This window comes from Kitasatospora sp. NPDC096147 (assembly GCF_044763225.1).
In the GTDB taxonomy this organism is placed as follows: domain Bacteria; phylum Actinomycetota; class Actinomycetes; order Streptomycetales; family Streptomycetaceae; genus Kitasatospora.
Genome location: NZ_JBIWFX010000009.1, coordinates 207,019 through 231,023, shown reverse-complemented (window position 1 = coordinate 231,023; position 24,005 = coordinate 207,019). Strand labels below are relative to the sequence as shown.

The 24,005-nt window shown below is 74.7% G+C and carries 24 protein-coding genes; 9 read left to right on the top strand and 15 right to left on the bottom strand.

Annotated elements, in window-relative coordinates:
* Window positions 1-64: 64 nt before the first annotated feature.
* Window positions 65-1,360, bottom strand: a complete 1,296-nt coding sequence (locus ACIRBX_RS26780; protein WP_402300220.1) for a pyroglutamyl peptidase — start codon at window positions 1,358-1,360, stop codon at window positions 65-67.
* Window positions 1,361-1,594: 234 nt separating this feature from the next.
* Between ACIRBX_RS26780 and ACIRBX_RS26775 the strand changes: the two genes are divergently transcribed.
* Complete coding sequence (locus tag ACIRBX_RS26775; protein WP_402300218.1) at window positions 1,595-2,611, top strand: phosphatase PAP2 family protein; 1,017 nt, start codon at window positions 1,595-1,597, stop codon at window positions 2,609-2,611.
* A gap of 235 nt (window positions 2,612-2,846) precedes the next feature.
* Here ACIRBX_RS26775 and ACIRBX_RS26770 read toward each other — a convergent pair whose 3' ends face one another.
* Complete coding sequence (locus tag ACIRBX_RS26770; protein ID WP_402300217.1) at window positions 2,847-3,599, bottom strand: SDR family NAD(P)-dependent oxidoreductase; 753 nt, start codon at window positions 3,597-3,599, stop codon at window positions 2,847-2,849.
* Between the two features lie 454 nt (window positions 3,600-4,053).
* Between ACIRBX_RS26770 and ACIRBX_RS26765 the strand changes: the two genes are divergently transcribed.
* Both ACIRBX_RS26765 and ACIRBX_RS26760 read left to right on the top strand, forming a co-directional pair.
* Entirely contained in the window at window positions 4,054-4,215 is a 162-nt protein-coding gene (locus ACIRBX_RS26765; RefSeq protein WP_402300215.1) for a hypothetical protein, read from the top strand.
* Between the two features lie 106 nt (window positions 4,216-4,321).
* Window positions 4,322-4,858, top strand: coding sequence for a hypothetical protein (locus ACIRBX_RS26760; protein WP_402300214.1), 537 nt, complete (start codon window positions 4,322-4,324; stop codon window positions 4,856-4,858).
* A 215-nt stretch (window positions 4,859-5,073) separates the two neighbouring features.
* On the opposite strand, the gene ACIRBX_RS26755 is transcribed toward ACIRBX_RS26760, so the two are convergent.
* Entirely contained in the window at window positions 5,074-5,559 is a 486-nt protein-coding gene (locus ACIRBX_RS26755; protein WP_402300212.1) for an ATP-binding protein, read from the bottom strand.
* Between the two features lie 22 nt (window positions 5,560-5,581).
* A complete protein-coding gene (locus tag ACIRBX_RS26750) occupies window positions 5,582-5,965 on the bottom strand; it encodes an STAS domain-containing protein (RefSeq protein ID WP_402300211.1) in 384 nt (127 codons plus the stop codon).
* 219 nt (window positions 5,966-6,184) lie between these two features.
* Between ACIRBX_RS26750 and ACIRBX_RS26745 the strand changes: the two genes are divergently transcribed.
* Together ACIRBX_RS26745 and ACIRBX_RS26740 are read left to right on the top strand one after the other, a co-directional pair.
* Window positions 6,185-7,765 carry a phytoene desaturase family protein gene (locus tag ACIRBX_RS26745; RefSeq protein ID WP_402300209.1) on the top strand — a complete coding sequence of 527 codons (1,581 nt, stop codon included), beginning with the start codon at window positions 6,185-6,187 and terminating at the stop codon, window positions 7,763-7,765.
* Window positions 7,766-7,791: 26 nt separating this feature from the next.
* Window positions 7,792-8,451 (top strand): hypothetical protein, encoded by a 660-nt coding sequence (locus ACIRBX_RS26740; protein ID WP_402300208.1) that lies wholly within the window; start codon window positions 7,792-7,794, stop codon window positions 8,449-8,451.
* On the opposite strand, the gene ACIRBX_RS26735 is transcribed toward ACIRBX_RS26740, so the two are convergent.
* The 5 genes from ACIRBX_RS26735 to ACIRBX_RS26715 form a co-directional block, all read right to left on the bottom strand.
* Window positions 8,430-9,278: an ABC transporter ATP-binding protein gene (locus ACIRBX_RS26735; protein ID WP_402300206.1), complete on the bottom strand. Its 849-nt coding sequence runs from the start codon at window positions 9,276-9,278 to the stop codon at window positions 8,430-8,432. The genes ACIRBX_RS26740 and ACIRBX_RS26735 overlap by 22 nt on opposite strands.
* Window positions 9,265-10,320 (bottom strand): ABC transporter substrate-binding protein, encoded by a 1,056-nt coding sequence (locus tag ACIRBX_RS26730; protein ID WP_402300204.1) that lies wholly within the window; start codon window positions 10,318-10,320, stop codon window positions 9,265-9,267. Before ACIRBX_RS26730 ends, ACIRBX_RS26735 begins: the two co-directional genes overlap by 14 nt.
* Before the next feature lie 45 nt (window positions 10,321-10,365).
* Window positions 10,366-11,265: an ABC transporter permease gene (locus tag ACIRBX_RS26725; protein WP_402300202.1), complete on the bottom strand. Its 900-nt coding sequence runs from the start codon at window positions 11,263-11,265 to the stop codon at window positions 10,366-10,368.
* Window positions 11,262-12,419 (bottom strand): LLM class flavin-dependent oxidoreductase, encoded by a 1,158-nt coding sequence (locus tag ACIRBX_RS26720; protein ID WP_402300200.1) that lies wholly within the window; start codon window positions 12,417-12,419, stop codon window positions 11,262-11,264. The genes ACIRBX_RS26725 and ACIRBX_RS26720 overlap by 4 nt, the downstream gene beginning before the upstream one ends.
* A gap of 440 nt (window positions 12,420-12,859) precedes the next feature.
* Window positions 12,860-13,726, bottom strand: coding sequence for a hypothetical protein (locus ACIRBX_RS26715; protein WP_402300198.1), 867 nt, complete (start codon window positions 13,724-13,726; stop codon window positions 12,860-12,862).
* 688 nt (window positions 13,727-14,414) lie between these two features.
* Here ACIRBX_RS26715 and ACIRBX_RS26710 point away from each other — a divergent pair.
* The gene (locus tag ACIRBX_RS26710; RefSeq protein ID WP_402300196.1) at window positions 14,415-15,167 is read left to right on the top strand and encodes an LURP-one-related/scramblase family protein; all 753 of its coding nucleotides are present in this window, start codon (window positions 14,415-14,417) and stop codon (window positions 15,165-15,167) included.
* Window positions 15,168-15,266: 99 nt separating this feature from the next.
* Here the strand turns inward: ACIRBX_RS26710 and ACIRBX_RS26705 are convergent, their stop codons facing one another.
* On the bottom strand, window positions 15,267-15,890 hold the full coding sequence (locus ACIRBX_RS26705) for a hypothetical protein (protein ID WP_402300194.1): 624 nt from the start codon (window positions 15,888-15,890) through the stop codon (window positions 15,267-15,269).
* 150 nt (window positions 15,891-16,040) lie between these two features.
* Between ACIRBX_RS26705 and ACIRBX_RS26700 the strand changes: the two genes are divergently transcribed.
* Complete coding sequence (locus ACIRBX_RS26700) at window positions 16,041-17,327, top strand: GDSL-type esterase/lipase family protein (RefSeq protein ID WP_402300193.1); 1,287 nt, start codon at window positions 16,041-16,043, stop codon at window positions 17,325-17,327.
* Window positions 17,328-17,502: 175 nt separating this feature from the next.
* Entirely contained in the window at window positions 17,503-18,189 is a 687-nt protein-coding gene (locus ACIRBX_RS26695) for a hypothetical protein (protein ID WP_402300191.1), read from the top strand.
* Between the two features lie 13 nt (window positions 18,190-18,202).
* On the opposite strand, the gene ACIRBX_RS26690 is transcribed toward ACIRBX_RS26695, so the two are convergent.
* From ACIRBX_RS26690 to ACIRBX_RS26670, 5 genes are all read right to left on the bottom strand, one after another.
* On the bottom strand, window positions 18,203-18,916 hold the full coding sequence (locus ACIRBX_RS26690) for a hypothetical protein (protein ID WP_402300188.1): 714 nt from the start codon (window positions 18,914-18,916) through the stop codon (window positions 18,203-18,205).
* Entirely contained in the window at window positions 18,910-20,532 is a 1,623-nt protein-coding gene (locus ACIRBX_RS26685; protein ID WP_402300186.1) for a hypothetical protein, read from the bottom strand. The genes ACIRBX_RS26690 and ACIRBX_RS26685 overlap by 7 nt, the downstream gene beginning before the upstream one ends.
* On the bottom strand, window positions 20,529-21,404 hold the full coding sequence (locus ACIRBX_RS26680; RefSeq protein ID WP_402300185.1) for an ABC transporter ATP-binding protein: 876 nt from the start codon (window positions 21,402-21,404) through the stop codon (window positions 20,529-20,531). Before ACIRBX_RS26680 ends, ACIRBX_RS26685 begins: the two co-directional genes overlap by 4 nt.
* 125 nt (window positions 21,405-21,529) lie before the next feature.
* A complete protein-coding gene (locus tag ACIRBX_RS26675; protein ID WP_402300183.1) occupies window positions 21,530-22,396 on the bottom strand; it encodes a zf-HC2 domain-containing protein in 867 nt (288 codons plus the stop codon).
* Window positions 22,393-22,944, bottom strand: a complete 552-nt coding sequence (locus ACIRBX_RS26670) for an RNA polymerase sigma factor (protein ID WP_402300181.1) — start codon at window positions 22,942-22,944, stop codon at window positions 22,393-22,395. Before ACIRBX_RS26670 ends, ACIRBX_RS26675 begins: the two co-directional genes overlap by 4 nt.
* Window positions 22,945-23,313: 369 nt before the next feature.
* Here ACIRBX_RS26670 and ACIRBX_RS26665 point away from each other — a divergent pair, with 369 nt between their 5' ends.
* Window positions 23,314-23,622: a hypothetical protein gene (locus ACIRBX_RS26665; protein WP_402300179.1), complete on the top strand. Its 309-nt coding sequence runs from the start codon at window positions 23,314-23,316 to the stop codon at window positions 23,620-23,622.
* Window positions 23,623-24,005 lie beyond the last annotated feature (383 nt).

The window sequence follows — 24,005 nt, the reverse complement described above, 5'->3', positions numbered from 1 at the left end:
ACCGGAGGACAGCGGTGGCCGCCGGTGGGACGGGTGGTGGACCGGCAGACGTGCTGAGGACGCGTCAGCCGTTGCCGCGCCAGCCGGCCTTGAGCAGGACCAGGACCTCGGCGGTGATGGCCGCCTCGTTCTGCTCGAAGACCGGGCCGGTGAGCTGGGTGCGGTCGTAGGGGAGGCCGGTCAGCACGGGGGTGTGCAGGTGGCCGCCGGGGAGGTCGGGGCGGAGCTCCTGGCGGAGGCGGTTGCTGCGGTAGGCGACCTCGTTGGAGAGGTAGCTGCCGCCCCCGCCGGCCACCGCGCGGGAGCCGGGGGTGGGGCCGTCGGCGCGGTCGACCGGTGCGGACTGACCCGCCGGGATCTCGGTGACCTCGGTGTTCACCAGCACCGGGTAGGGGGTCTGGGTGGCCTGCTCCAGGGCGGCACCGGGGAGGGTGGTGCGGATGAACTCCGGGCCCGGGCCCATGCCGGGGGCCACCACGGGGTGCTGGTAGGTGCCGCCGGACAGTGCGCCGGTGTTGTCGGGGTACGGGTCGGCGGCCCGGGCGCGGCCCGCCCACTCCTCGACCGTGAACAGGCCCGGGTAGCCCTGGCTGATCGAGGTGATCCGGTCGGCGGCCCGGGGGCCGGCGGCCAGCCGGGGGCCGTAGGCGCGCTCCACGATGCCCCGGTCGAAGTCGCCGTAGCGGACCGGCAGCATCACCGCGCGGATCTCGGCCGCCGAGCCGTCGTCCAGGGTGACCCGCCGCCCGTTCAGGCTGAGCGCGGCCGAGCCGGAGGGGTTGGCGGTGCGCAGGTCGCCGTCGAGGCCGAACGGGTCGAAGCCGCTGACGAAGATGCGCTTCAGGCCCGCCGCGGAGCTGAACTCGTTCTCCTTCAGGCCGCGCGAGGCGTCCTCGAAGCGGGCCCGCAGCGCGGTGGTGTCGACGGCGAACTGCGGCTGCCAGCCGTTCAGTTGGTCGACCATGGCGAGCCGCGCCCAGTACAGCGGACGGTCGTCGCCGAGCGCCAGGTCGCCACCGGGGCGGCGGCCCTGGGCGCGGTTGACCGCCGACTCCCAGAGCGCGGTGCCCCAGGCGTCGACCAGCTCCTCGGCCTCCCGGACGGTGCGGACCGAGCAGAGGGCGGCGGGGAAGCGGGCGGTGAAGCCGGCCAGGCCGCCCCGGGTCACCAGGTCGGCGCTCCGGGGATCGGCCAACCGCCGCTCCTCGACGCCGCGTTGGGCGGGGGCGGTGACAGTGCACCCGGCGTCGATGGCTTGGGCGTCGAGGGTACGAGCGTCGAGGGCTTGGGCGGGGACGGCGGAGAGGGTGGACAGGAGAGTGCCGACGACCAGGATGGCGGCACCGAATGAGGGTTTCATGGCATGTGACATTACACACGGCGCGGCCGGTGGGGAACGGCCGTCTCACCCCTTGTCGCCCTGCCCGAGGTCGATGGCTACTGCCTTACGGAGAAGGGGAGTTGGGGGCCGACCGGGTGGGTGGCTGCGAGGTTCCTGGGCGTTCCCGAGGAGGGCCGGTCGGACCGTCCAGGTACGACTCATGATCACGTGCCAGGCTCGGTCGTCCCCGTACCTACACGAAGGGACACGCCCGTGGCCCACCAGCAGCTCTCCGCACCGCAGACCCGGCGGTGGTGGGTCCTCCGCCGGGCCGCCTGGCCGGTCTACCTGCTCCTGCTCGGCCGGTGGACCTGGGTGAACGGCCTGCCCTACACCGACGACCTGGTCTTCCTCTGGCTGATCGGCGCGCTGCTCGCCGCCGCCGTGCACAGCGGACAGGGGTGGCGGCGCGCGCTGCTGGTGCTGCGGGACTGGGTGCCGGTGATGGCGGCGGTGCTGACCTACTCGCTGCTGCGCGGTTACGGCGCGCACACCCCTTGGGCGCCGCACCTCTCGCCGCAGCTGGACCTCGACCGCGCGCTGGGCGGGGGCGAGACCCTGACGGTGCGTCTGCAGCACCTCCTGCACACCCCCGGTGTGGTGCACGTGTACGACTACGCGGCCGTCACCGTCTACATGTCGCACTTCTTCGTGGTCTTCGTGCTGCTGGCCGTGCTCTGGCGCCGCGATCACGCGCGCTTCCGCCGACTGCTGGCCTGCTACCTCGGCCTCACCTACGCGGGCTTCCTCACCTACGTGCTCTACCCGGCGGTGCCGCCGTGGATGGCCGGGCAGCAGGGGGCGACCGCCGAGGTGACCAGGATCGTCGCCGAGGTGCTCGACCAGAGCGGACTGCCGCGCGCCGCCTCGGTGTTCGAGGGCGGCAGCCGGTTCGCCAACGACGTGGCCGCGATGCCCTCGCTGCACGCCGCGTACCCGATGATGATCGCCCTGTTCTTCTGGCCGGTGGCGAGCCGACGGGTGCGGGTGCTGCTCGCCGCCTATCCGGCCGCGATGGCCTTCACCCTGGTCTACGGCGGCGAGCACTTCGTCCTCGACATCCTGGTCGGCTGGGGGTACGCCGCCGCCGTGGTGTACGGCGTGACCCGGCTGCTCGCCCGCCGGGCGGCGCGGCGGGCCGCCCGGCAGGAGCTGATGGCGGGTCAGCGGGACGGTGCGGCCGCAGCGGTGGCCGAGGGTGCGCCGGCAGCCGGCCGCCGGACCGGGTGAGGACATCGGGGGGCTCTGCCTTCTTGGACGCTGAGTGCCCGATCGGCCCGGGTCCGACGCCGGGACGTCGGCGCCGTGGGTGCCCGAGGGTGGTGTCGGACCCGGCGGGCGGCCGGAACGGGATCGTCACCAGCGCCTGCACCGGCGGAGCGAGTGCGATGCCGGGAGGGGGTGCGGAGCACCCGGTGTCACGGGTCTGGCACGGCTGGGTCCCTTCCGGTCCGCTGACGCGGCCTCAGCGGCCCAGGACCGCGCCGCCGTTGAGGCCGATGATCTGGCCGGTGAGGTAACCGGCGGCGGGGGAGGCGAGGTAGCCGACGGCGGCGGCCACGTCCTCGGGGGTGCCGGCCCGGCCGACCAGGGTGTCGGCGACCTTGCCGGCGTGGAACTCCGGGGTCCACTGCTCACCGAAGATCTCGGTGTCGGCGATGTAGCCGGGGGCCAGGACGTTCACCGTGATGCCCTCGGGCCCGAGTTGGCGGGCCAGGCCGAGGGCCCAGCCGTGCACGGCGGCCTTGGCGGCGGCGTAGGAGCCGGCCGAGTGCGGGCCCGCGCCGCCGCGCTGAGCGGCTGCCGAGCTGATCATCACCAGTCGGCCGCCGGGGCGGCGGAGCTGCCCGAGCAGGGCGGTGGTGAGCAGCACGGTGGTCATCAGGTTGGTGTCGAGGTCGTGCCGCCAGGAGTCGGCGAGCGCGCCGAGGGAGTCGTCGGCGGGGCGGGTGATCACGGCTCCGGCGTTGTTCACCAGCACGTCGACCGGGCCGACCTGACCGATCCGGGCGGCGGCGGCCTCCACCTGCGCCGGGTCGGTCAGGTCGGCCGTCACCGGGATCACGCGCCCGGCGCCGAGCTCCTCGGCCGCAGCCGCCAGCACGGCGGACCGGCGTCCGATCACCACCACCCGGTGCCCGGCGTCCACCAGCTCCCGGGCGATCGCCTTCCCGATCCCCGTCCCACCGCCGGACACCACGGCCAGTCGCTCCGCCACGTCTCTCCCCCTTGATCGACTCCGCGTCAGGGGGAGCCTAGCCTGCGGGATTTGAGTGGCCACGGTCAGGGGCGGGCGCGGTGCGGAGTCGCGGGGCGAGAGTGCCGGTGGCAGTGCTCGGACGCAGCCGCGGCCCCGGTCGGCGGAGGTCGTCGGGCGCGGACGGTCACCGCTGACCAGGCTGTCCGCCGACTCCGGGAACGACCGCCCGTGCACCGGCGCGGACGCCGGCCGGGGCCGTCCTCCGCGCCGCGCTGCCACCCGCACCGGCAGATCCTCGCCGCCGTGGAGCACTCCCGGGTGCCCGCCGGCCGAGGTCGGCCGGCCCGGGGCTGCTGCCATGATGGCGAGGTGGCGGCCCGGAGGCGGAGGTGGGGCGGTGGAGCTGCGGCGGGTGCGGTGAGAGGAGTGCGACTTCACCAGTGAGCCGCTGGACGAGGCACGGGCCGCGAAGGTGGCGGCGGCGCACCTGGCCGAGCGCCATCCCGGCGAGACGGCGGACCTGGTGGAGACGGTGGCCGAGGCGGTGCAGGCCGGGGCGGGCGTGGTCCACGGCATGGTGGCCGCGGTGCGGAAGGGAGCCGAAGTGCTGCTGAGGTTGGTGTTCGGCGACTGACGGACCGCCGGCGGGGTACGGAACCGGCGTGTCGGTCGATTCGGCGGCGTCGCCGCCCTCGGCCGGGTCACCCTGGCGGTGGGACGGACGAGGTGGGGAGTGCCGGATGGGAGAGCGGGAGGCGGCGCACGCCGAGCAGTTGGCGGAGGCGCTCGCGCTGTTGGACGTCGGCTGGCAGCCGGACCGGGTCGGCGACGAGGTGACCCGGGCGGTGATGCTGGCCACCGCCCTGCTCGGGTCGGCCGAGGCGCACCTGGTGCGCGCCGAGCTGGACGGCCGGCGGGCTGGGGCCGACACGGCGGCGCTGCGCAGCGCGTACGGGCCGGTGCGGGCCGAGGTGGTGGCCGACGCGCTGCCCGGGGCGCCGGACGCGGAGCGGTTGGTGCTGGTGCTGCGGCTGGGCCTGCTGGTGGCCGACCTGAGCCGGGCGGCCGGGCCGGACGAACGGGCGCCGGACAGCGAGGCGCTGGCCGCCGCGCGTGACCTGCTGAGCGCGGCAGCCGCGACGGTCACGCACCACTACGCCGCTTCGTTCGCGGCGGGCTCCGGCGTGCCGACGGCAGGGGAGTCGCTGGACCTGGCCCGGTCGATGACCACCCAGGCGGCGGTCCGGCTGGCCCGCCTCGCGGGACCGGCCGGCTAGCGCCCGACTCGTTCGTCGTCTGCGGGTCCGGATGAGGCGGGCGGGACCGCTCGGCAGGCTTGTGGTAGGTCGTGCCCGCCATCGGCACCTGTCCGTTGCCCCGGTCCTTCGCGCGTACGACCGGGGCAACGGACAGCTGCCACGGGTGGTGACGGGGGATCAGGCCGGGTTCGCAGGAGTGCCGTGGGCGGGCGTGGACCTCGGGGGGTGGCGGCTCAGCCCTCCGGGGTCAGGTGCTCGGTGGTGAATTCGGCCCAGACGGTCTTGCCCCGGGAGTTGGGCTCGGCGCCCCACGCGTCGGAGGTCCGCTGCACGATGAACAGCCCGTGGCCGGTGGGCAGCGAGGGCCGGTGCGGGCGGCGCGGGGTGGGGAGGGTCGGGGACGGGTCGTCGACCTCGATCCGCAGCCGGTCGGCGGTGGCGTGCAGCAGCAGGGAGAGCGGGCCGCCCGCGTGCCGCATGGCGTTGGCCACCAACTCGGCCACCAGCAGGACCACGTCCGAGGCGGTGTCCTCGCCGGCACCGGGGTACCAGTCGCGGAGCGCGTCGGCGGTGAAGGCGCGGGCCCGGGCGACCGGCTTGGCCGCTCCGGCGAGCACCAGCCGTCGACGCTGACCACCCTCCGGCAGGCCGGTGGCGGGCGGCCGGGGCGGCGGGCCGCCGGTCGGGGGGTGGATCGGGTCGGCGTCGGCGTGCCGCACGGGCGGTCCTCCTAGGGGTCGGTCAGGAGGACGACGGCCCGGCACCGGCCCGGGTCGCGTCCTCGACGGACGGGTGGAGGGAGAACACGGTTGCGGCACCGGTCAGTTCGAGCACCCGGCCGACCGGCGGCGGTACCGCCGCCAGCCGCAGGGCGAGCTGCTCGCGCTCCAGGCCCAGGCGCAGCTGCAACAGCAGGTTCAGCCCGGAGGAGTCGCAGAAGCCGACCCCGGAGAGGTCCAGCACGGTGAGGGCCGGGCGCCGGGCGCGCACGGCGGCGAACGCCTCGTGCGCGGGCCCGATCGACTCGATGTCCAGTTCGCCGGTGACCACGCAGACCACCGTGCCGTCCTCCGTCGTCCGGACCTCCACCGCCGTTTGCGGCGGGAGGCGTCCTGGGTCGGTCACGGTGTCGCCCTGATCTGATCTGCCGGCAGCACGCTCTTCCCCTCGTCATCGCATTCCGGCGCTCTGCTACCCGCGTGGGGCCCGGCCACACTCGAACGTGTGGTGAAGATTCCGCAGGCTCGCGCGCCGGCCGTCCCCGACGGGGTGGGGCGGGGAGCCCGACGTCCGGCGCGCGGCGGCGTGGTTCCCGGAACGTCGCGACGGCGCTAGCGTGGCCGGATGAACGCGGAATCGTCCTCCCGGCACGACGTCGTGATCGTCGGTGGCGGGCACAACGGGTTGGTGGCAGCGGCCTACCTGGCGCGGGCCGGACAGCGGGTGCTGGTGCTGGAGCGCCTGCCGCAGGTGGGCGGGGCGGCGGTGTCGGCCCGGGCCTTCGCGGGAGTGGACGCCCGGCTGTCCCGGTACTCGTACCTGGTGAGCCTGCTCCCGCACCGGGTGATCCGGGAGTTGGGGCTGCGGCTGGACCTGCGGCGCCGCCGGATCTCCTCGTACACGCCGGCCGTCCGGGACGGGAAGCCCACCGGACTGCTGGTGGACGCGGCTGATCCGGACCGGACCCGGGAGTCGTTCCGCGGGCTGACCGGTGACGACCGGGAGTGGCGGGCCTGGCAGGGCTTCTACGGCAGCACCGGGCGGCTGGCCGAGCGGGTGTTCCCGACCCTGACCGAGCCGCTGCCGTCGAAGGCCGAGCTGCGCCGCCTGGTCGACGACGACGCGGTCTGGGAGGCGTTCTTCGAACGCCCGTTGGGCGAGGTGGTGGAGCGGACCTTCGCCGACGACCTGGTGCGCGGGGTGGTGCTCACCGACGCGCTGATCGGGACCTTCACCCATGCCCACGACCCCGCGCTGCGACAGAACCGCTGCTTCCTCTACCACGTGATCGGCAACGGCACCGGTGACTGGGACGTGCCGGCCGGCGGGATGGGCGCGGTCACCGCCGCGCTGGCCGAGGCGGCGCTCGCGGCCGGAGCCGAGATCCGGACCGGGTGCGAGGTGACCGCGCTGGCCACCGACGGGGTCGGCGAGGCCGAGTTGACGTACCGTCACCGCGACGGCGAGGCCAGGGCGGTGGGGCGCCGGGTGCTGGTGAACGCCGCCCCGGCGGTGCTGGAGCGGCTGCTCGGCGAGCCGCCGACCGGCCCCGCGCCGGAGGGCGCCCAGCTCAAGGTGAACATGGTGCTCCGCAGGCTGCCCGCGCTGCGCGACGGTGCGGTCGATCCGCGCGACGCCTTCGCCGGGACCTTCCACATCGCCGAGGGCTACCGGGAGTTGGCCACCGCGTACGCGGAGGCGGAGGCCGGGCGGATGCCCACCGCGCCGCCCTCGGAGATCTACTGCCACACCCTCACCGACCCGTCGATCCTCGGCCCCGAGGCGCTCCGTCAGGGGCTGCAGACCCTGACCCTGTTCGGCCTGCACATGCCGGCCCGGCTGTTCGCCGATCCGGCCGCCAAGGACCGGGCACTGGCCGCCAGTCTGGCCCGGTTGGACGCGGTGCTGGCCGAGCCGATCGCCGACTGCCTGGCCACCGACGCCGACGGGCGGCCGTGCGTCGAGGCCAAGACCCCGCTCGACCTGGAACGGGAGATCGGCCTGCCGGGCGGTCACATCTTCCACCGCGACCTGGCCTTCCCGTTCGCCACCGAGGAGGCCGGGACGGCCGCCGAACGGTGGGGCGTGGCGACCGCGCACACCAACGTGCTGCTCTGCGGGGCGGGCGCCGTCCGGGGCGGCGGGGTCAGCGGCATCCCGGGGCACAACGCGGCCCGGGCGGTGCTGGAGGACTCGGCGGGGTAGGAGAAAGATGGGGGGAAGGGGGGCGGATGCTCGTTCGGTGGCTGCGCGTCGTCGGGGACGCCGCGATCGGCACGGCGGTGCTCGTCGGGATCGAGGAGCTGCTCGCCTACGCGTCCTACCACTGGGTGAACCAGGTGGTGGCCGGGATCGTCGGGTTCCTGCTGATCATCGCCGCCTTCCCGCTGGCCGGGGACATCACCTGGAACGCCCGGCACGAGCGCACGGCCACCTGGACGCTCCGGCTGCTCGGGCTCGTCTGCCTGTTCACCCTGTCCGCCGCCCTGTGGGAGGCGGACACCCGGGCGATGTACGACCGGGGCCGTTCGTCGGATGCGGTGGTGACCCGGACCTGGCTCACCACCGACGACCGTCCCGAGCACAAGGCGGACGTCCGGCGGGACGACGGGAGCACGGTGAAGGGCGTGGACGACGACGCCGGGTACGAGACCGGTGAGCGGGTGTACGTCACCGTCGACCCCGAGGGCGTCGCCGAGCCGATCATCGGGCTGCCGGAGGCGCCCGACCCGCTCCCGCGCCGGATCGGGCTCGGCCTGGTCGCCGCCGCAGCGCTCGCGACCTCCGTCGCCGCGATCGGCCTGCGGGAGGACAACCGGCGCCGCCGTGCGGAGCTCAGGGCCGCACGGGCGGTGCGGGCACAGCGTGATCAGGAAGCCGGCGGTAGCTGACCCTCCTCCCCGGTGCCAGCGGCGGCTGAGGTCAGGGCCAGGTTCAACTCGCCTCGTAGGCGGGCGAACTCGGGCGTGGCGCGGAGCGCGGCCACCTCGGTGTGCGGCCCGCGCTCCAGGCCGATCGGGAGCTCGGCCGCCACCCGGCCGGGCTCCGCCGCCATCACCAGGACCCGGCTGCCGAGCAGCACCGCCTCCTCGGCCGAGTGGGTCACGAAGACCACGGTGGTGCCGGTGACGTCGGCCAGCGTGCGCAACTCCTCCTGGAGCCGCTCCCGGGTGATCGCGTCCAGCGCGGCGAACGGTTCGTCCAGCAGTAGCAGCCGGGGCGTGCCGGCCAGTGCGCGGGCGATCGCCACCCGCTGCTGCTGGCCGCCGGAGAGCTCCCAGGTGCGGCGGCGCTCGAAGCCCGGCAGGCCGACCAGGGTGAGCAACTCCATGATGCGCGCCGGGCGTTCGGTCCGGGCCAGGCCCTGCCGAGCCAGCGCGAAGGCGAGGTTGCCGCCGACCGTGCGCCAGGGGAAGAGCCGGGGCTGCTGGAAGACCAGCCCGGTGCCCCGCCCGGGCGAGGGCACCGCGCCGAGCACCTCCGCCGTGCCGTCGGTCGGGTGCTCGAAGCCGGCCACCACCCGGAGCAGGGTGGTCTTCCCGCAACCGGACGGGCCGACCAGGACCACGAACTCACCCTCGGCCACCGTCAGGGTGACCCCTTCGAGCGCGGTGACCGGAGCCTTCGCCGGTCCGTACCGGACCGCCACCCCGCGCAGGTCGACGGCCGGAACGGCGGTGCTGGGCGGCGTGGCCGAGGGGAGTTCAGCCGTTGGCACGGGCCAGCTCCTCGACGGCCAGGCCCTTGCCGAAGACCGAGGCGTCCGGCACGGCGTCGATCTTCTGCTGGCTCTTCAGGAACTCGGCGGCGTCGCGCAGGTTCGCGGCCAGCCTGCCGGGCGCGCCGGGCTTGCCGAGGTAGTCCGGCCCGGCCTGCTCGGCGGCGGTGAGCAGGACGAGCTGCTTGAGCTCGGCCTGGGCCTGCTGGGCCGGGATGTTCAGCTGGCGGCCGATCGACTCGGCGGCTGCCGCCGGGTCGCTCTTGGCCAGCTTCACGGCCTGGTCCTGGGCCTTGACCCAGGCGGTGACGGCCTCGGGGTGGGCGGCCGCGAAGGCGTTGGTGACCACCCCGAGGTCGGCGGTGGGCTTGCCCTGCTCGGCCAGCTGCTGACTGGTGATCAGCACCTTGCCGTCCTTCTGGAGTTCGGTGAGGGTCGGTGTCCAGAGGTAGGCGGCGTCGATGTCGCCCCGGGTCCAGGCGGCCTGGACGTCCTGCGGCTGGAGGTCGACGGTCTGCACCTGGGCCGGGTCCACCCCGGCCGCCCTGAGCGCGGCCAGCAGCGAGTAGTGCGCGGTCGAGCCGAACGGCGTGCCGACCTTCCGACCCACCAGCTGCTTGACCTCGGTGAGGCCGCCCCGGGCGACCAGCGCCTCGTTGGCCCCGATCAGATCGTGGATCCAGAGCACCTTGTAGGGGATGTTCAGCGGCGCCGAGAGGCCCTTGGTGACGGGGCTGGAGCCGGCCAGGCCGAGGTCCACCGCACCGGCGATGACCGCCGTGTTGACGTCCCCGCCGGAGCTGAACTTGACCCACTTGACCTCGGCGTCGGGCAGCGCCTGCTCCAGCAGGCGCTTGTCCTTCACCACCAGGTCGGCATTGGGGATGTCCTGGTAGGCGATCCGGATCACGGTTCTTCCCTTGCCACCGCCGCCACCGTCGGAGGAGTCACTGCCGAGGCCGCAGGCGGAGGTGCCCAGCAGGGTGGTGGCGGTGACGGCGGCGAGCAGGACGGAGCGGCGGGAGGTGCGGTGTGCGGACATGGCTGTCTCCTCGAAGTGGAAGGAAGGGATGGGGAGTTCGGGTGATCAGGCCCGGCCGCGCCAGGGCACCAGGGCCCGCTCGGCGGCCTTCAGCAGCCCGTCCAGGACCAGGCCGGACAGGCCGATGGTGATGATGCCGACGATGACGACGGCGGTGGAGTTGTAGCGCTGGGCGTCGCGGATCATGCCGCCGATGCCCGGCACGCCGTTGATGGTCTCCGCCGCCACCACCGAGGTGTACGCGATGCCGACGGCGATCCGGACACCGGTCAGGATCTCCGGCAGCGCGGCCGGCAGCATCACGCCGCCCAGCAGCGCACCACGCCCGGACCCCAACGCCCGTGCGGCCTCGACCAGATCACGCGGCACGCCGCGGACGGCAGCGGCCGTCGCGGCGGCGATCGGTGGGAGCGCCGCGATCAGCAGCAGCCACACCTTGGGCTGCTCGTCGATGCCGAACCAGATCACCAGCAGGCTGAGGTAGGCCAGCGGCGGCAGGGTGCGGAGGAAGGTGACCGCCGGTTCGAGCACCACGGCCAGCGGCCGGACCAGCCCGACCGCCAGGCCCAGCGGGATGCCGAACAGCACGGCGTAGCCGGTGCCGAGGCCGATCCGGCGCAGGCTCACCGCCAGGTGCTCGATCAGCAGGTGGCCGCCGTAGCCGCGCACGCCGTCGTGCGTGGTGGAGGTGACGACGAACTGGTGCCAGACGGCACCTGGGGAGGGCACCAGTACCGGTGGCCAGACCTCGAGGGTGACCACCGCCTGCCAGGCGCCCAGCAGGACGGCGAGGGCCAGGGCGCGGAGCGCGAGCCAGCGCAGGGCGGTGGGGCGGGCGGAGCCGGTGCCGGCGGTCCGGGTGCGGGCGGTCCGGGTGCGGGCGGGCCGGGCCCGGGCGGAGCCGGCCGGTGCGGGGTCGGTGCGGGTGGGATCGGCGAGGGTCACGGGCGGCCGTCCCGGACCAGTGCGCGGAAGAGCGGGGCGACCTGCTCGCCGACCCGGTACGCCTCCTCCAGGTGCGGGTACCCGGAGAGCACGAACTCGTCGATGCCCAACTCCCGGTACTCCGCCAGCCGTTCGGCGACCTCACGGTGCGAGCCGACCAGCGCGGTGCCGGCGCCCTCGCGGACCAGGCCGATCCCGGCCCAGAGGTTGGGGGACACCTCCAGGCGGGCCGGGTCGGCCTGCCCGCCGTGCAGGGCGGTCATCCGGGCCTGTCCGGTGGAGTCCATGGTGGCGAAGCGCCGCTGGCTGGCTGCCACGGCGGCCGGGTCGAGCCCGGCAAGGATCCGGTCGGCCTCGGCCCAGGCTGCGGCCGATGTGTCACGGGCGATGACGTGCAGCCGCAGGCCGTAGCGGAGCCGCCGGCCGTGCGCGGCGGCCAGCGGCCGTAGGCGGTCGATCCGCTCCCGCAGGGCCGACGGCGGTTCGCCCCAGAGGAGTTGGACGTCCGCGCGGCGGGCGGCCACCTGCTCGGCGGCCGGGCTGGCGCCGCCGAAGTAGAGCGGCACGGGGTGGTCGACCGAGGGGGTCACCAGGGCGGCGTTCTCCAGCCGGAGGTGCCTGCCGTGGTGGTCCACCGTCCGGCCGTCGAGTAGCTCGCGCAGGACGGCCATCACCTCGTCGGTCCGGGCGTAGCGGTCGTCGTGCGCCAACTGGTCGCCGTAGGCGCGCTGTTCGGCCGGATCGCCGCCGGTGACCACGTTCAGTCGCAGCCGGCCACCGGCGAACCGGCGGAAGGCATCGGCCTGTTGGGCCAGCAGGGTGGGGCTGGTGAAGCCGGCCCGGAAGGCCACCAGGAAGCCGATGGTGCTGGTGTGCTGGGTCAGCGCGGCGCTCAGGATCCACGGGTCGACGCAGCCGAGGCCGACCGGGGTGAGTAGGGAGGTGAACCCGGCCTGCTCGGCGGCCTTCGCCACCTGGGCGAGGTAGTCGATGTCGGCGGGCCGGCTGACGGCCGTGCCGGTCCGACCCTGGACGGCGGTGACCCCGCCGGGGTCGCGACCGTCGCCGCCGGTGGGCAGGAACCAGTGCAGCAGCGGCTCGGGGCGGCCGTCAGCCGGCCCGCCGGGCGTGGGGGCAGGGGTGTGGGCGGTCATGCTGGTCCTCGGGGAAGGGAGGGAGCGCGGGGGCGTCCGGGAGCGCGGACGGCCGGGTCGGCGCACGGATGCGTGCACGGACGTGGGCCGGAGCGGCGAGGACGTGCCGGGCGTGCGGGATGTACGGGCTTACGAGGACGCGGAACCGGCCGGGGCGGGGGCCCGGGGGCGATCCGGTGGGTCAGCTCACTGCCTGCGGAGGGGTCAACAACAGGCGCGGTGAACGCTGACGGCCCGACACATCATGGTCGTGACACGCAGCAGATCCACGTGACGACGGGTGATGAGGTAGGGGGCCATGCGGTGATCCTCGGGGCCCCGGTCCGGCACTGGCAACACCGTCTCGGATGGTGGGCGCCGATCGTCCGTACTGTGGAATGGCGGCGAGAGTGGTGCCGTGATCCGCGCGGTCTACGAGACGGCGCGGCGTCGACGGGGTGTCAGGCCCGGCCGTCGGCGGGGGAGTCCAGGCCCGACGGTGCAGCGGGTGCGGGCGCGGGTGCGGGTGCGTGCACAGGGGCGGTCGGCTTGGGTCGGAGCAGGCGGCCGAGGGCGAACTGGAGGGTGAGCGCTGCGGCGAGGGCCAGGCCGAAGGCCGGGCCGGTGCCCAGCGGGACGGTCAGGACGGCGGTCAGGAAGCAGAACGTCACGAAGCCCCAGAGCCCGCGCAGCACCCCGCGCAGGGTGGCGGTGGCGACGGCCGGGCCGCCCTGGGCGAGGGCGAAGGCGGCGACCACGCTGGTGGCGATCGGGAACGGTGCGAGCACGCCGGTCAGATCCGGGCCGAGCCGGTCGGCGACGGTGGTGAGCGCCGTGACCAGCAGGGCGGTCGCCCCGGCGCGGGCCGGCAGGTCCCACCAGGGAAGGGCGGCGGCCGGGCCGGGCGGCGGGTCGTTGCGGGTGGCCAGGGTCAGCACCCGGGCGCCACCGCCGGTCGCGGCCAGTGCCAGGGCGAGGCCGACGGGCGGCGGCACGGTGAGCCGGGAGAGCGCGAGGCCGACCACGAGGCAGGCGGCCCAGGAGAGCAGCAGGCTGACGGTCCAGTGACCGGGCCGGGGGCGGCGGGCGAGGGCCGCGAAGACGACCGCGAAGGCGGCGAGTGCCACCAGACCGAGCAGGGCGGACCCGGCGGCGCGTGCGGCGAACTCCGGGCCGTGGTCGAGGGCGGTGATCAGCAGGATCGGCCCGGCCACGATCGGCAGGGCGACCAGGGTGCCCGCCACGGTCGGCCCCCAGCGGCGTCCGGCCAGCGAGGAGGCGACCACCAGGGCGGGAGCCAGCAGGAGCTTGAGGATCAGCGTCGACACCGGCGTCATCCTTGCACAGCGCCGTCCGTGCCCGGCGGGCCGATGGGGCCGACGCCCGGGCGCGGGTGCGGGAAGCCGCAGGACACCGGACGGGGCAGCAGGTGTGACGGAGCACCAGGGTGGTCGTGGGGGTGGGTCGGTGGTCGGGTGCGCTGCGGGCGCCGGGGTGGCGTGGAGCCGTGGGCTGCGCGGGGGAGGGTCTCGGGTCAGGGCCGGCCGGCGGGAGGTCAGGCCGCCCGGGCCCCGCCGTACCCGGCCGCCCCGCGTCGGGGCGTTCGCCGGGGGAGTCGACCCGCCACCGGGCCGGTCGGACGAACCGTCAGGTTTGCGCTCCGGGATCGGGGTCAGACGATGACCAGGGTGCCGGTACCGCTCGTTGGCCCCCCTCCGGCGAGCGGACCCGCCCGTCGCGCAGACCCGGCCGCCGCAGGCAACCCCCCCCGCCCGGCGGCCGGGGCCTGCCGTATCCGGCTCCGCAGCTGACTCCGGCTCAGTCCGGTCCGGTCGAGGGCCCGCTCACCCTCCGTCAGGCCCGTGCGGACCTGCGGAAGCACGCTTGTTCGAGTGTGACTTCGGTCACAGTCGCGGTGGTCCCGATCGGCCAACTCTCCTGCCTGGTAGACGAAGTCGCAGGTGGGGGCGGCGACGGAGGGTGCGGAACGAGCCGAAGTGGCCGAAACGGTTTGGCGTGCGCGGACCGCAGAGCCCTAGCCTGCCCGCCATGTCCCAGAACACGAACACGCCCGGTATCCCGGGCCAGTCGGCCGCGCCCGCCGGCGACTCCAAGATCCAGAAGCAGGTCCAGCAGCAGGCCGGCGTCGGCCCGGTCCACGGCGGGGGCGGCACGCTGTTCTCCGAGCCGGTCCTGGTGGTGAACCAGAAGGCCAAGCTGATCGAGCTGACCAACGAGTACTCGGTCTTCGACCAGCAGGGTGCCACCCTCGGCTCGGTGGTCCAGGTGGGCCAGAGCGGCCTGCGCAAGGTCATCCGGCTGCTCTTCTCGATCGACCAGTACCTGACCCACCGTCTGGAGATCCGCGACGCCCAGGGCGCCCCGGTCCTGCTGCTGACCCGTCCGGCGAAGATCTTCAAGTCCCGGGTGATCGTGCAGCGTCCGGACGGCCAGGAGGTCGGCCAGATCGTCCAGCAGAACATGATCGGGAAGATCAACTTCTCGCTGGAGGTCGGCGGCCGGAAGATCGGCGCCGTCAAGGCCGAGAACTGGCGTGCCTGGAACTTCTCCATCGTCGACGAGGCGGACGTCGAGGTCGCCCGGGTCACCAAGACCTGGGAGGGTCTGGCCAAGACCATGTTCACCACGGCGGACAACTACGTCCTGCAGATCCACCGCCCGCTCGCCGACCCGCTGCTCAGCCTGGTCGTGGCGACCGCGCTGACCGTGGACACCGCCCTCAAGCAGGACGCCCGCGGCTTCGGCTGATCCGGCCCGTGCGGGTGGCCGGCAGCTCGCGGCGCCCGTACGCGGTGCCGGGCCCCACTCCTCGCGCCAGGGGGTGGGGCCCGCCGTGCTGACGTGCGCTCAGTGGAAGACGATGGCCTGGCCCTCCGCCAGGCTGGCCCGGCAGGCGTGGTGCAGCTGACCCCAGGCGAACCACTCGGCCTCGAACGCGCCGCCGTGCTCGGTCTCCGCCGTGCCGCCGCCCCCGGCCTGCTCCGGATCGATGCCCAGGGCGGTGGCGATGACGGTGAGTTCGCGCAGCAGCTGCTGGGTGGACCCGACCATGCCCGCGCCCGCGACACTCGTCCCGGCGGGCAGGAACAGCGGGTCGGCGAAGTCCACCGGCACGTAGTAACCGGCGTTGTCCGCATGGCAGATGAGGTGCGAGGCGAACATCGACACCTCGTCCTGGATCAGCTCGCAGTCGCGCTCCCAGACCGCCCCGTCCTCCTCGGCCGGGGTGACCGGCTCGCTCCGGTTGACCAGCGCCAGCACCCGGCGCAGCAGGGTCAGGTAGCGGTACGGGAAGCCGCCGGAGAACGCGGGCGACTGCTGCGGCCCGCCGAGCGGGGGCTCCTGCCAGGCGACGCCCTCGGCCGCGAGGGCCTCGTGCAGCCGGTCGAACGCCCGCTGGTGGTACTCCAGCCCCTCCGGGTCGTTGCGTGCCTGGTCCTGGAGCATGCCCACCGAAATCGAAAGTCCCATGGCCGTGCAGCCTAGGCAACGGCTCCGACAGTGCGGCCCGGAGCTCACTCAAGTGGCCTGTCAGCAACGTCCGTTGAGTGGGACGAGCTACCGCCGGGCGGGCCTGGTGCAGTAGGTTCCCGGGAGTCCCGCCCGATTCAGGAGTGCCCCGTGCCCGGATGGAGTCCCGTTCGTACCGCCCGGCGTCGGGCCGCCGTCGCCGTCGGCCTGCTGCTCCTCCTGCTCGCCACCGTCGCGGGCGCGCCGCCGGCCCCGGCCGCCGCCGGTGGCCCCTGGACCACCGCGTGGGCCTCCTCGCTGGTCCGCCCGACCGCCCCGCAGCCCTGGTCCTGGCCGAACTGGGCCTGGGGCGGCTTCGCCGACCAGAGCCTGCGTCAGGTCGTCCGGGTCGGCGCCGAGGGCTCCGAGCTGCGGATCGGGGTCTCCAACCGCCACGGCGGACAGCCGCTGCGGCTCACCCGGGCCAGCGTCGGCCGGGCCGGTGACGGTGCGTCGGTGTTGCCGGGGACGCTGGGCGGGCTGCGGTTCGCCGGCCGGCCGGATGCCGTCGTACCGGCCGGGGCCGAGCGTTGGTCGGACGCCCTGCGGCTGCCCGTCCGTCCGCTGGAACGGATCGCGGTGACCCTGCACTTCGCCGGGGCGACCGGCCCGGTGGCCCTGCACGAGGACGGCCTCGCCACCGCGTACCGGGCCCCCGGCGACCGCACCCGGGAGGCGGCCGGCGACGCCTTCGCCGGAGCGACCAGCGAGTCCCGCTACCTGCTCGCGGGCATCGAGGTGCGCGGCGCCCGTGCCGGGGGTACCGTCGTCGCCTTCGGCGACTCGCTCACCGACGGCTGGGGCACCACCCCGGACACCGACCGCCGCTACCCCGACCGGCTGGCCGAACGGCTCCGCGCTGACGGCCGCCGCCTGGCGGTGGCCAACGCCGGCCTGAGCGGGAACCGACTGCTCACCGACTCGCCCTGCTACGGCGAACGCGGGCTGGAGCGGTTCCGTCGCGAGGTGCTGGAGCGGCCCGGGGTGCGTGCCGTCGTCGTGCTGATCGGCATCAACGACATCGGCGGGGGCGGCCTGGACGACTGGGGCTGCGGCACCCACCCCGTGGTCACCGCACGGCAGGTGATCGACGGTCAGCGGGCCCTGGTCGAGGCCGCCCGCCGGCGCGGGCTGACGGTGATCGGCGCCACCCTCACCCCCTTCCGCGGCTACGCGCCGTACCACAGCGTCGAGAAGGAGCGGGTGCGCGAGGCCGTGAACCGGTGGATCCGCACCTCCGGCAGCTACGACGCGGTGGCCGACCTCGACCGGACCCTGGCCGACCCCCGGACCGGTCACCGGGACGCGCTGGCCGCGGTGTACGACTCCGGCGACGGCCTGCACCCGAACGACGCCGGTGCCGACGCGATGGCCCGGGAGGTCGCCGACCTGCTGTGAGCCCGCGCCGCCCGGCCGCCGCCCGCTTCGCCGCCGTCCGCTCTGTCACCGTCCGGTCCGGGTGCGGTCCCGGATCGGCCAAGCCCGCCCCGAGGCCGGCCCGCTCCCCATAACCTCGCTGCACACCGGGTCAGCAGCCCGGACGCGCCCACCACACCGGGGAGTTCACCGCACCATGAGCCGCAGAGCCGCCCTCGCCACCGCCGCCGCCCTCGCCGCCCTCTCGCTCACCGCCTGCGTCCCGGAGGAGGCCGGCCCCACCGCCGGCGCCCCTTCGTCCGCCGCGGTGACCCCTGCTCCGACCCCTTCGGCAGCTCCCTCCACCAGTCCGGGCACGCCCTCCGCCACTCCGAGCGCCGCCGCCACCAAGACCGCGAAGCCCTCACCGACCGGACCCCGCAAGGTGGTCGAGGCGTCCATCGCCGGCGGGCTGGCCCTCGCCGTCGGCCCGGACACCCTCACCGACGTCCCGGTCGACCCGGGCGAGATGCGCGACGGCATGCAGTTCGTCCAGGCCGAGTACGACCGCCCCGGCAAGTCCGCCGCCCGCCACATCCTGGTCCTCGCCGTCGACAACGTCCCCGAGGACCCCAACAAGCGCCGCGAGCACCTCTGGCGCGGCCTGATCGACTACGCGCTCCAGACCGGCTCCACCGGAGCCCCCACCACGGCCGAGCCCTACGCCCCGGGCCCGCTCGGCGGCTCGTTGGAGTGCCTGAGCCTCCCCGCCGGCACCACCCCGACCGACGTCATCTGCGGCTGGGCCGACGCCACCACCGCCGGCGTCGCCCTGATCCCCGCCACCACCCCGACCGAGGCCGCCCGCCTGTTCGCCGCCATCCGCGCCGACGTGGAGAAGTAGGCTCAGGGCGGTGTCACTCCGCGCTCCTGCGCCGAAGTCGCCACCGCCCCACCGGCATTGCGCAGGCCGGCAGGCCCAGCACCACCAGCAGCGCCCAGATCCGGTGGGTGCCCGCCCAGTCCGGGTGGCCCGGCGGGAGGAAGAGTGCCGCCTGCTCGGGGAGCAGTACCGCCGTGACCACCAGCAGCAGGAGCCCCGGCAGCGCCGTCTGGGCACCGTGCTCGCCGTCGGTGAACCGCAGCCCCAGTGCTGCGAGCGCCAGCACCCAGGTCACCACCGCCGCCGCCTCCAGGGCCAGGCCGCCCCAGGGGAAGAGCGCCCGGGCGGACGGCTCGACCGTCGCCCGGGCCAGCAGCGCCACCGACAGCCACACCAGCGCGCAGACCACGAGCACCGGCAGGACCCGGACCAGACGGACCATCAGCCGGGACACCGGCACCGACACCGTGCTCCGGGCCGCCGGATCGTCGAGGGCGAAGCCTGCGCCGAGTGCCACCGTCACGGCGCCGACCCGGGTGAGCAGGGCCGCGTCGGGCAGGCCGAGGTCGATGCCGCCGACGAGCGGGACACCCGCCGTCACCAGGCCGACGAGGGCGCCGAGCAGGAGGGGGAGCCGCGGTGCCAGCCGCAGCGCGGGCCCCGCCAGGGCCGCGGCCTGCCGCAGCGCCCCCACCCCGGCCCGGGCGTGCTCCGCCGGGCCGCGCTCCGTCGCCGTCCCGGTCAGCACCCGGCCACCTGCTCGCCCTCGGCGAGGGCGGCCGGGGCCGGTACGCCCAGCAGTTCGGCGGCCCGGTCCACCGAGGTGCCGGGCGCGGACAGCTCCGCCCAGTTCGCCGCGATCGCCGGGGCGCCGCCACCGGTCGGCCGGTTGACGAGGGTGAAGGCCAGCTTGGCCGCCCTGGGCTCGAAGGACAGCCCGGAGGACGAGCCCAGCAGCGGGAAGCTCAGCCCACCGAAGGTCCGGTCGCGGACCGACTGCAGCGCCTCCTTGGTGCCCGGCGTGGCCCGGCCCGCGAGGGCCAGCACCAGGACGGCCCGCGAGCCGCAGACCATCGACAGCTTCGGCTGGTCGGGCACGCCGCCGGTCACCACCCGGTAGGCGAAGGCGGTGGCGAACTCGGCGACCGCATCGCCCTGCCGGTCGCCCGCCGCGGCTCCGTCGCTCCAGTCGGTGCCCACGGTCACGGCAGCGGTCAGGCCCGCCGCCGCGTCGTCCCGGGCCCAGTCCGCCAGCGGTGCCGCGACGCCGCTGCTCCCGTTCCCCTGGGGGAAGACCCGCTGGCGCACCGCGTACGGGGCGGCGGCCACGGTGGCCGGGGTCTCCCGCAGCACTCCCGCGCCGACCGCCCGCCACTCGGAGCGCCAGGCCTCGAAGTCCGGGAACGCGCAGAGGGTGAGGTTGCCGTCCACCTCGCAGGTCTGGTGGGCAGCCGGGTGCGTGGTGAACTCGGCCTTCCGGTCGGCGACTTCGGTGGAGACCCCGCCGGTCTGCACGACCCCGGCGGTCAGCGTGCCGGCCAGGGCCACGGCCGTGACGGCGGTCACCCAGGGGCCCCGGCCGCCGGTCCGCAGCACCGCCGCCGCCGACAGCAGGAGCGCCAGCGCCGTCAGCCACAGCACGTGCCAGGCCGCCGGACGGTCCGTCAGCACCACCGGCAGGGAGGCCGCGTTCTGGTCCTCCAGGGCCACCAGGCCCAGCCAGCGCCACCCGGCGCCGGTGTTCAGGGCTCCGGCGAAGGTCAGCACGCCCAGGCCCACCACGGCCATCGGTGCCACGGCTGCGGAGGTGGCCAGGACCGCCAGCAGCACGCCGACGACGCCCGCCAGCAGGACGCACAGCGGCCCGGCCGCCAGGTCCCACGGGCGGATCTCGCCGGCCGCTCCCGGACGACCTGCCAGGTAGGCGATCCGGACCACGGTGAGCAGCAGGGCCAGCAGTGCGGCGGGCAGCACCGCCAGCAGGTGGGCCGAGGTGCGCCGGGCGCGGTCGACGGTCAGCACCTCGAACAGGGACTCGGTGCCGTTCCGGTGCGCGCGCAGGGCGCCCTGATTGGCCGCCAGCAGGACACCGGCCGCCACCAGCAGCATCGGCAGGTGGAGGGACCAGGACTCGTCGTGCAGCACGGGGAAGCGGTTCGCCGCATCGCCCGTGACCAGGTCGTAGAGCCAGAACGCCGCGTACAGGGCGGTGGCGGCCAGGACCGCCGGGTGGCGCAGCAGCCGCAGCGCCTCGACCCGGGCGAGACCGGCCACGGCGGCCGGACCGCCGCGCGGTCGGGACGGGGCGGGGCGGGGGCGGACCGGCGCCCCGGTGGAGCCGGCGGTGGTGGTCGGCGGAGTCATCGCACGGCCTCCTCGGAGGAGAGCGCGCCGTCGAGCAGCAGCAGGTAGCCGTCCTCCAGCGTGGGCGCGACCAACTCGGCGCCGGGTGGCGGGCTGCCGATGTTGCGGAAGGTGCCCTCGCCGGTCCGCCACCCCGCGAGCGCGGAGCGGTCGCGCTCGCCGCTGGACCAGACCCGGCCCGCGGCCAGCGCCGTCAGCTCGGAGGGCAGGCCCTGGAACCTGACCACGCCCCGGTCGAGCACCACCACCCGGTGGCAGAGTGCTGCCACGTCCTCGGTCTGATGGGTCGACAGGAGGACGGTGCGGCCCTCACCGAGGTCCGCGATGAGCTCACGGAAGCGGAGCCGCTGCTCCGGGTCCAGGCCGACCGTCGGCTCGTCGAGGACCAGCAGCTCGGGGTCGCCGATGATCGCCGCCGCCAGGGCGACGCGTTGGCGCATGCCGCCGGAGAGCGCCTTGATGCGCTTGCTGCGCTGGTCGGAGAGCCCCACCGCCTCCAGGACCCGCAGGGCCTCCGTGCGGCGTGCCCGGCGGTCCGTCATCTCCTTGAGGATCGCGACGTAGTCGACGAACTCCAGGGCGGTGAAGTGCGGGTGGAAGCCGGGGTTCTGCGGCAGGTAGCCGAGGGCGCGCCGGACGGCCAGCTTGCCCGGACCGGTGGCCGGGTCGTGGCCCAGGACGGTCAGCCCGCCGGAGTCCGCGGTCGTCGCGGTGGCCAGCACCCGGAGCAGGGTGGTCTTGCCCGCGCCGTTCGGTCCCAACAGCCCCGTCACGCCCGGCTGCAGGCGGAACGTCACCCGGTCCAGTGCGGGGCGGCCCCGGTAATTCACCGAGAGTGCGTGAACGTCCACCGGACTGTCGTGGTCGGACATCGGTCTCCTGTTCGGGTCATGGGAGGGGAACCGCGCGGTCGGATGACGCACGGTGCCGTGGGGGTGCACTGACGGCCGGTCAGGCGGCGGTGCTGCGGTAGGGCGGTGCTCAGGTGCTCAGGTGCTCAGGTGGTCAGGTGGCGGGCAGGTCGGCGCGGGGCCTGGGAGAAGCGGTGCCGATGGAAGGTGATCAACCCCGCCGAGGCCAGCGCGAGGAGTGCCACGCCGCCCTGGCCGGTGCCGGTGAGCAGGAACGACCCGGCCGTCCGGCCCTGGGCGGCGATCGCCACCACCGCGATCCAGCCGGCGCCGACCGCCCGGGCGGCCACGGTCGGGTCGAGGTGCGCGGAGAGCGCCAGGGTCAGCGAGGTCACCGCGACGGAGGGTGCCAGCCAGCCGAACAGCGCAAGGCCCTGGCCCGGCAGGACGAGGGTCATGAGGGTGCTGAGCACGGTGCTGGTGGTCAGCACCAGGGCGCTCCTCAGGAGGACCAGGCGCAGGCTGTTCAACGGCATCACCAGCCCGAGTTCGTACATCGGGTCGAAGGCCGGCCCGTACGACATGGCGACCCCCGCGACCGGGATCAGCGGCGCCGCCAGCAGCAGGGCCGTGGCCGAGACGTCGGGGGACAGCCGGGCGGCGACCACCGCGAACAGCAGGGTAACCACCGAGGCGATCAGCCACGACCGGCGGAGCACCGGGGTCGCCAGGGCCAGCCGGGCCCAGTGATCGGGCACCCCGAGCCGCAGCAGCAGCCGCTCGGCCCTGCTGCGGGCCGGTTCGTCGAGCGCCTCGGAGAGCACCTGCCAGCGGGCCTCCGTATGCTGCGGGGACACCTCCGCAGCCAGCGCGTCCCGGCAGGACGCACACCCGTCCAGGTGGCGTTCGAGCTCCGGGAGCCGACCGGCCGGCACCGCCCCTCGGGAGTAGTCCGCCAGCAGGGCGACCGCGAGGTGTCCCTCCGGGTGCCCGGCGTACCGTTCCGCTGTCACGCCAGTTCCTCTCGAAGTCGCCTGCGTGCCCTGCTGGCACGGGACTTGACCGTTCCCTCGGGGATGCTCAGCGCCGCCGACGCCTCCTTGGAAGTCATGCCGTCGAGCACGGTGGCGGCGAGCGCCTCCCGGAGGTCGGCCGGCAGCCGCTCGATCGCGGCGCCCAGCTCACCGTGCGCGAGGGTGCCCAGGACCGTGTCCTCGGCGGACGCTGACCCCTCGTCACGTCCCCGGAACCGCACCAGGAGCGCCTGGAGCCGTTGCCGCGCACCGTGCCGGCGCGACGCGTCGGCCAGGCGGCGGGCACAGATCCGCCACAGCCAGCCCGCCACGTCCGCGCCGTCCTGCCGCCGGTACCGGGAGGCACCCCGCCAGACACTGACGAACGCCTCCTGGACCACGTCGTCCACCAGGCCCGCATCGGGGCAGCGCTGGCGCAGCCTGGCCGTCAGCCACGGCGCGTAGTGCCGGTACAGCTGCTCGAACGCGGCGCGGTCGCCGTCCGCCACGGCGTACAGCAGCGCGGCGTGCTCCTCGGACTGCTCCATCTCCCCTGCCACACCCTTCTGATCGCAGCCCACCCCCCGGAGGGTTCCGCTCTGGCCGAAGTTTTTTCCACCCGTTCCCTTCCCGCAGGTCGGGGGCTGTCCGGTGGGTGCGCCGAGCGCTCTCGCACCCGGGCCGGCCGGGCGTCCCCCGGCGCCTCGGCGCCGGGTCGGCCCGCCCGGCGCACAGCAGGATCATGGCAAAGTCCGCCGTCGGCGGCAGTCGGTTTTCGGCAAGGGTGTGGTTTCGGCCAATCATTTTACGATCATGAAATTCTTCCCCACCGGACGACTGCAGACCAATTGTTCCTCTGTAGCCTCATGTGCCGTCGAACCGCACCAGCGTTCGACACAACAACGGGAGGAATTCACATGAGCATGCGTGGATTGATGGTCAAGCGCTCTGCGGTCGTTCTCGCGGCCACCATGGCCATGGGCGGCGGCATCGTCGTGTCGTCGGCCAGTGCCGCGGACGCGCCCTCGTGCGTGTCGTACCGCAGCACCAGCAGCTGGGCCACCAACACGACCCGTGCGACCAACAACTGCAGCTACAACGTCCGCATCCGGTTCAACTGGTCCAACCACGTGGACGGCCCGTGCACCACCATCAGCGCCTACGGCGGCTGGCACTCGGAGACCGTGGCGCTCACGGCCTCCTTCCAGGGCGCCTACACCTGCTGATCCGGGTGGTAATGCAGTGACAATGCCCCCGGCCGACTTCCGGAACGAACTGTTCCGAAAGTCGGCCGGGAGGCGGTTCCGGAGTTCATGATTCCGAAAAACTCGGCAGGTGCATTCCTGGTCGGATTTCCGCAGTGATGCCGCACGCGAAGTGTGTCCGGTTCTCATGGGAGCCCGGCAGGCGGAAGGGCGCTCCCCGCCGTCAACTCCGGGAGAGACGGTCGGCGGCCAGGATGCGGATGTCCAGTTCCACGGGCGGTCGGCGATGTGCGCCTGGGGTCGCCGGCCCGGGCCACGGTCGACGTCCACCTCGGCGTCGAACGCGAGCATCGGCATCGGGTCGACGGCGCGCCCGGCCGGCGGGCTCGCCGCAGCGCACCGGC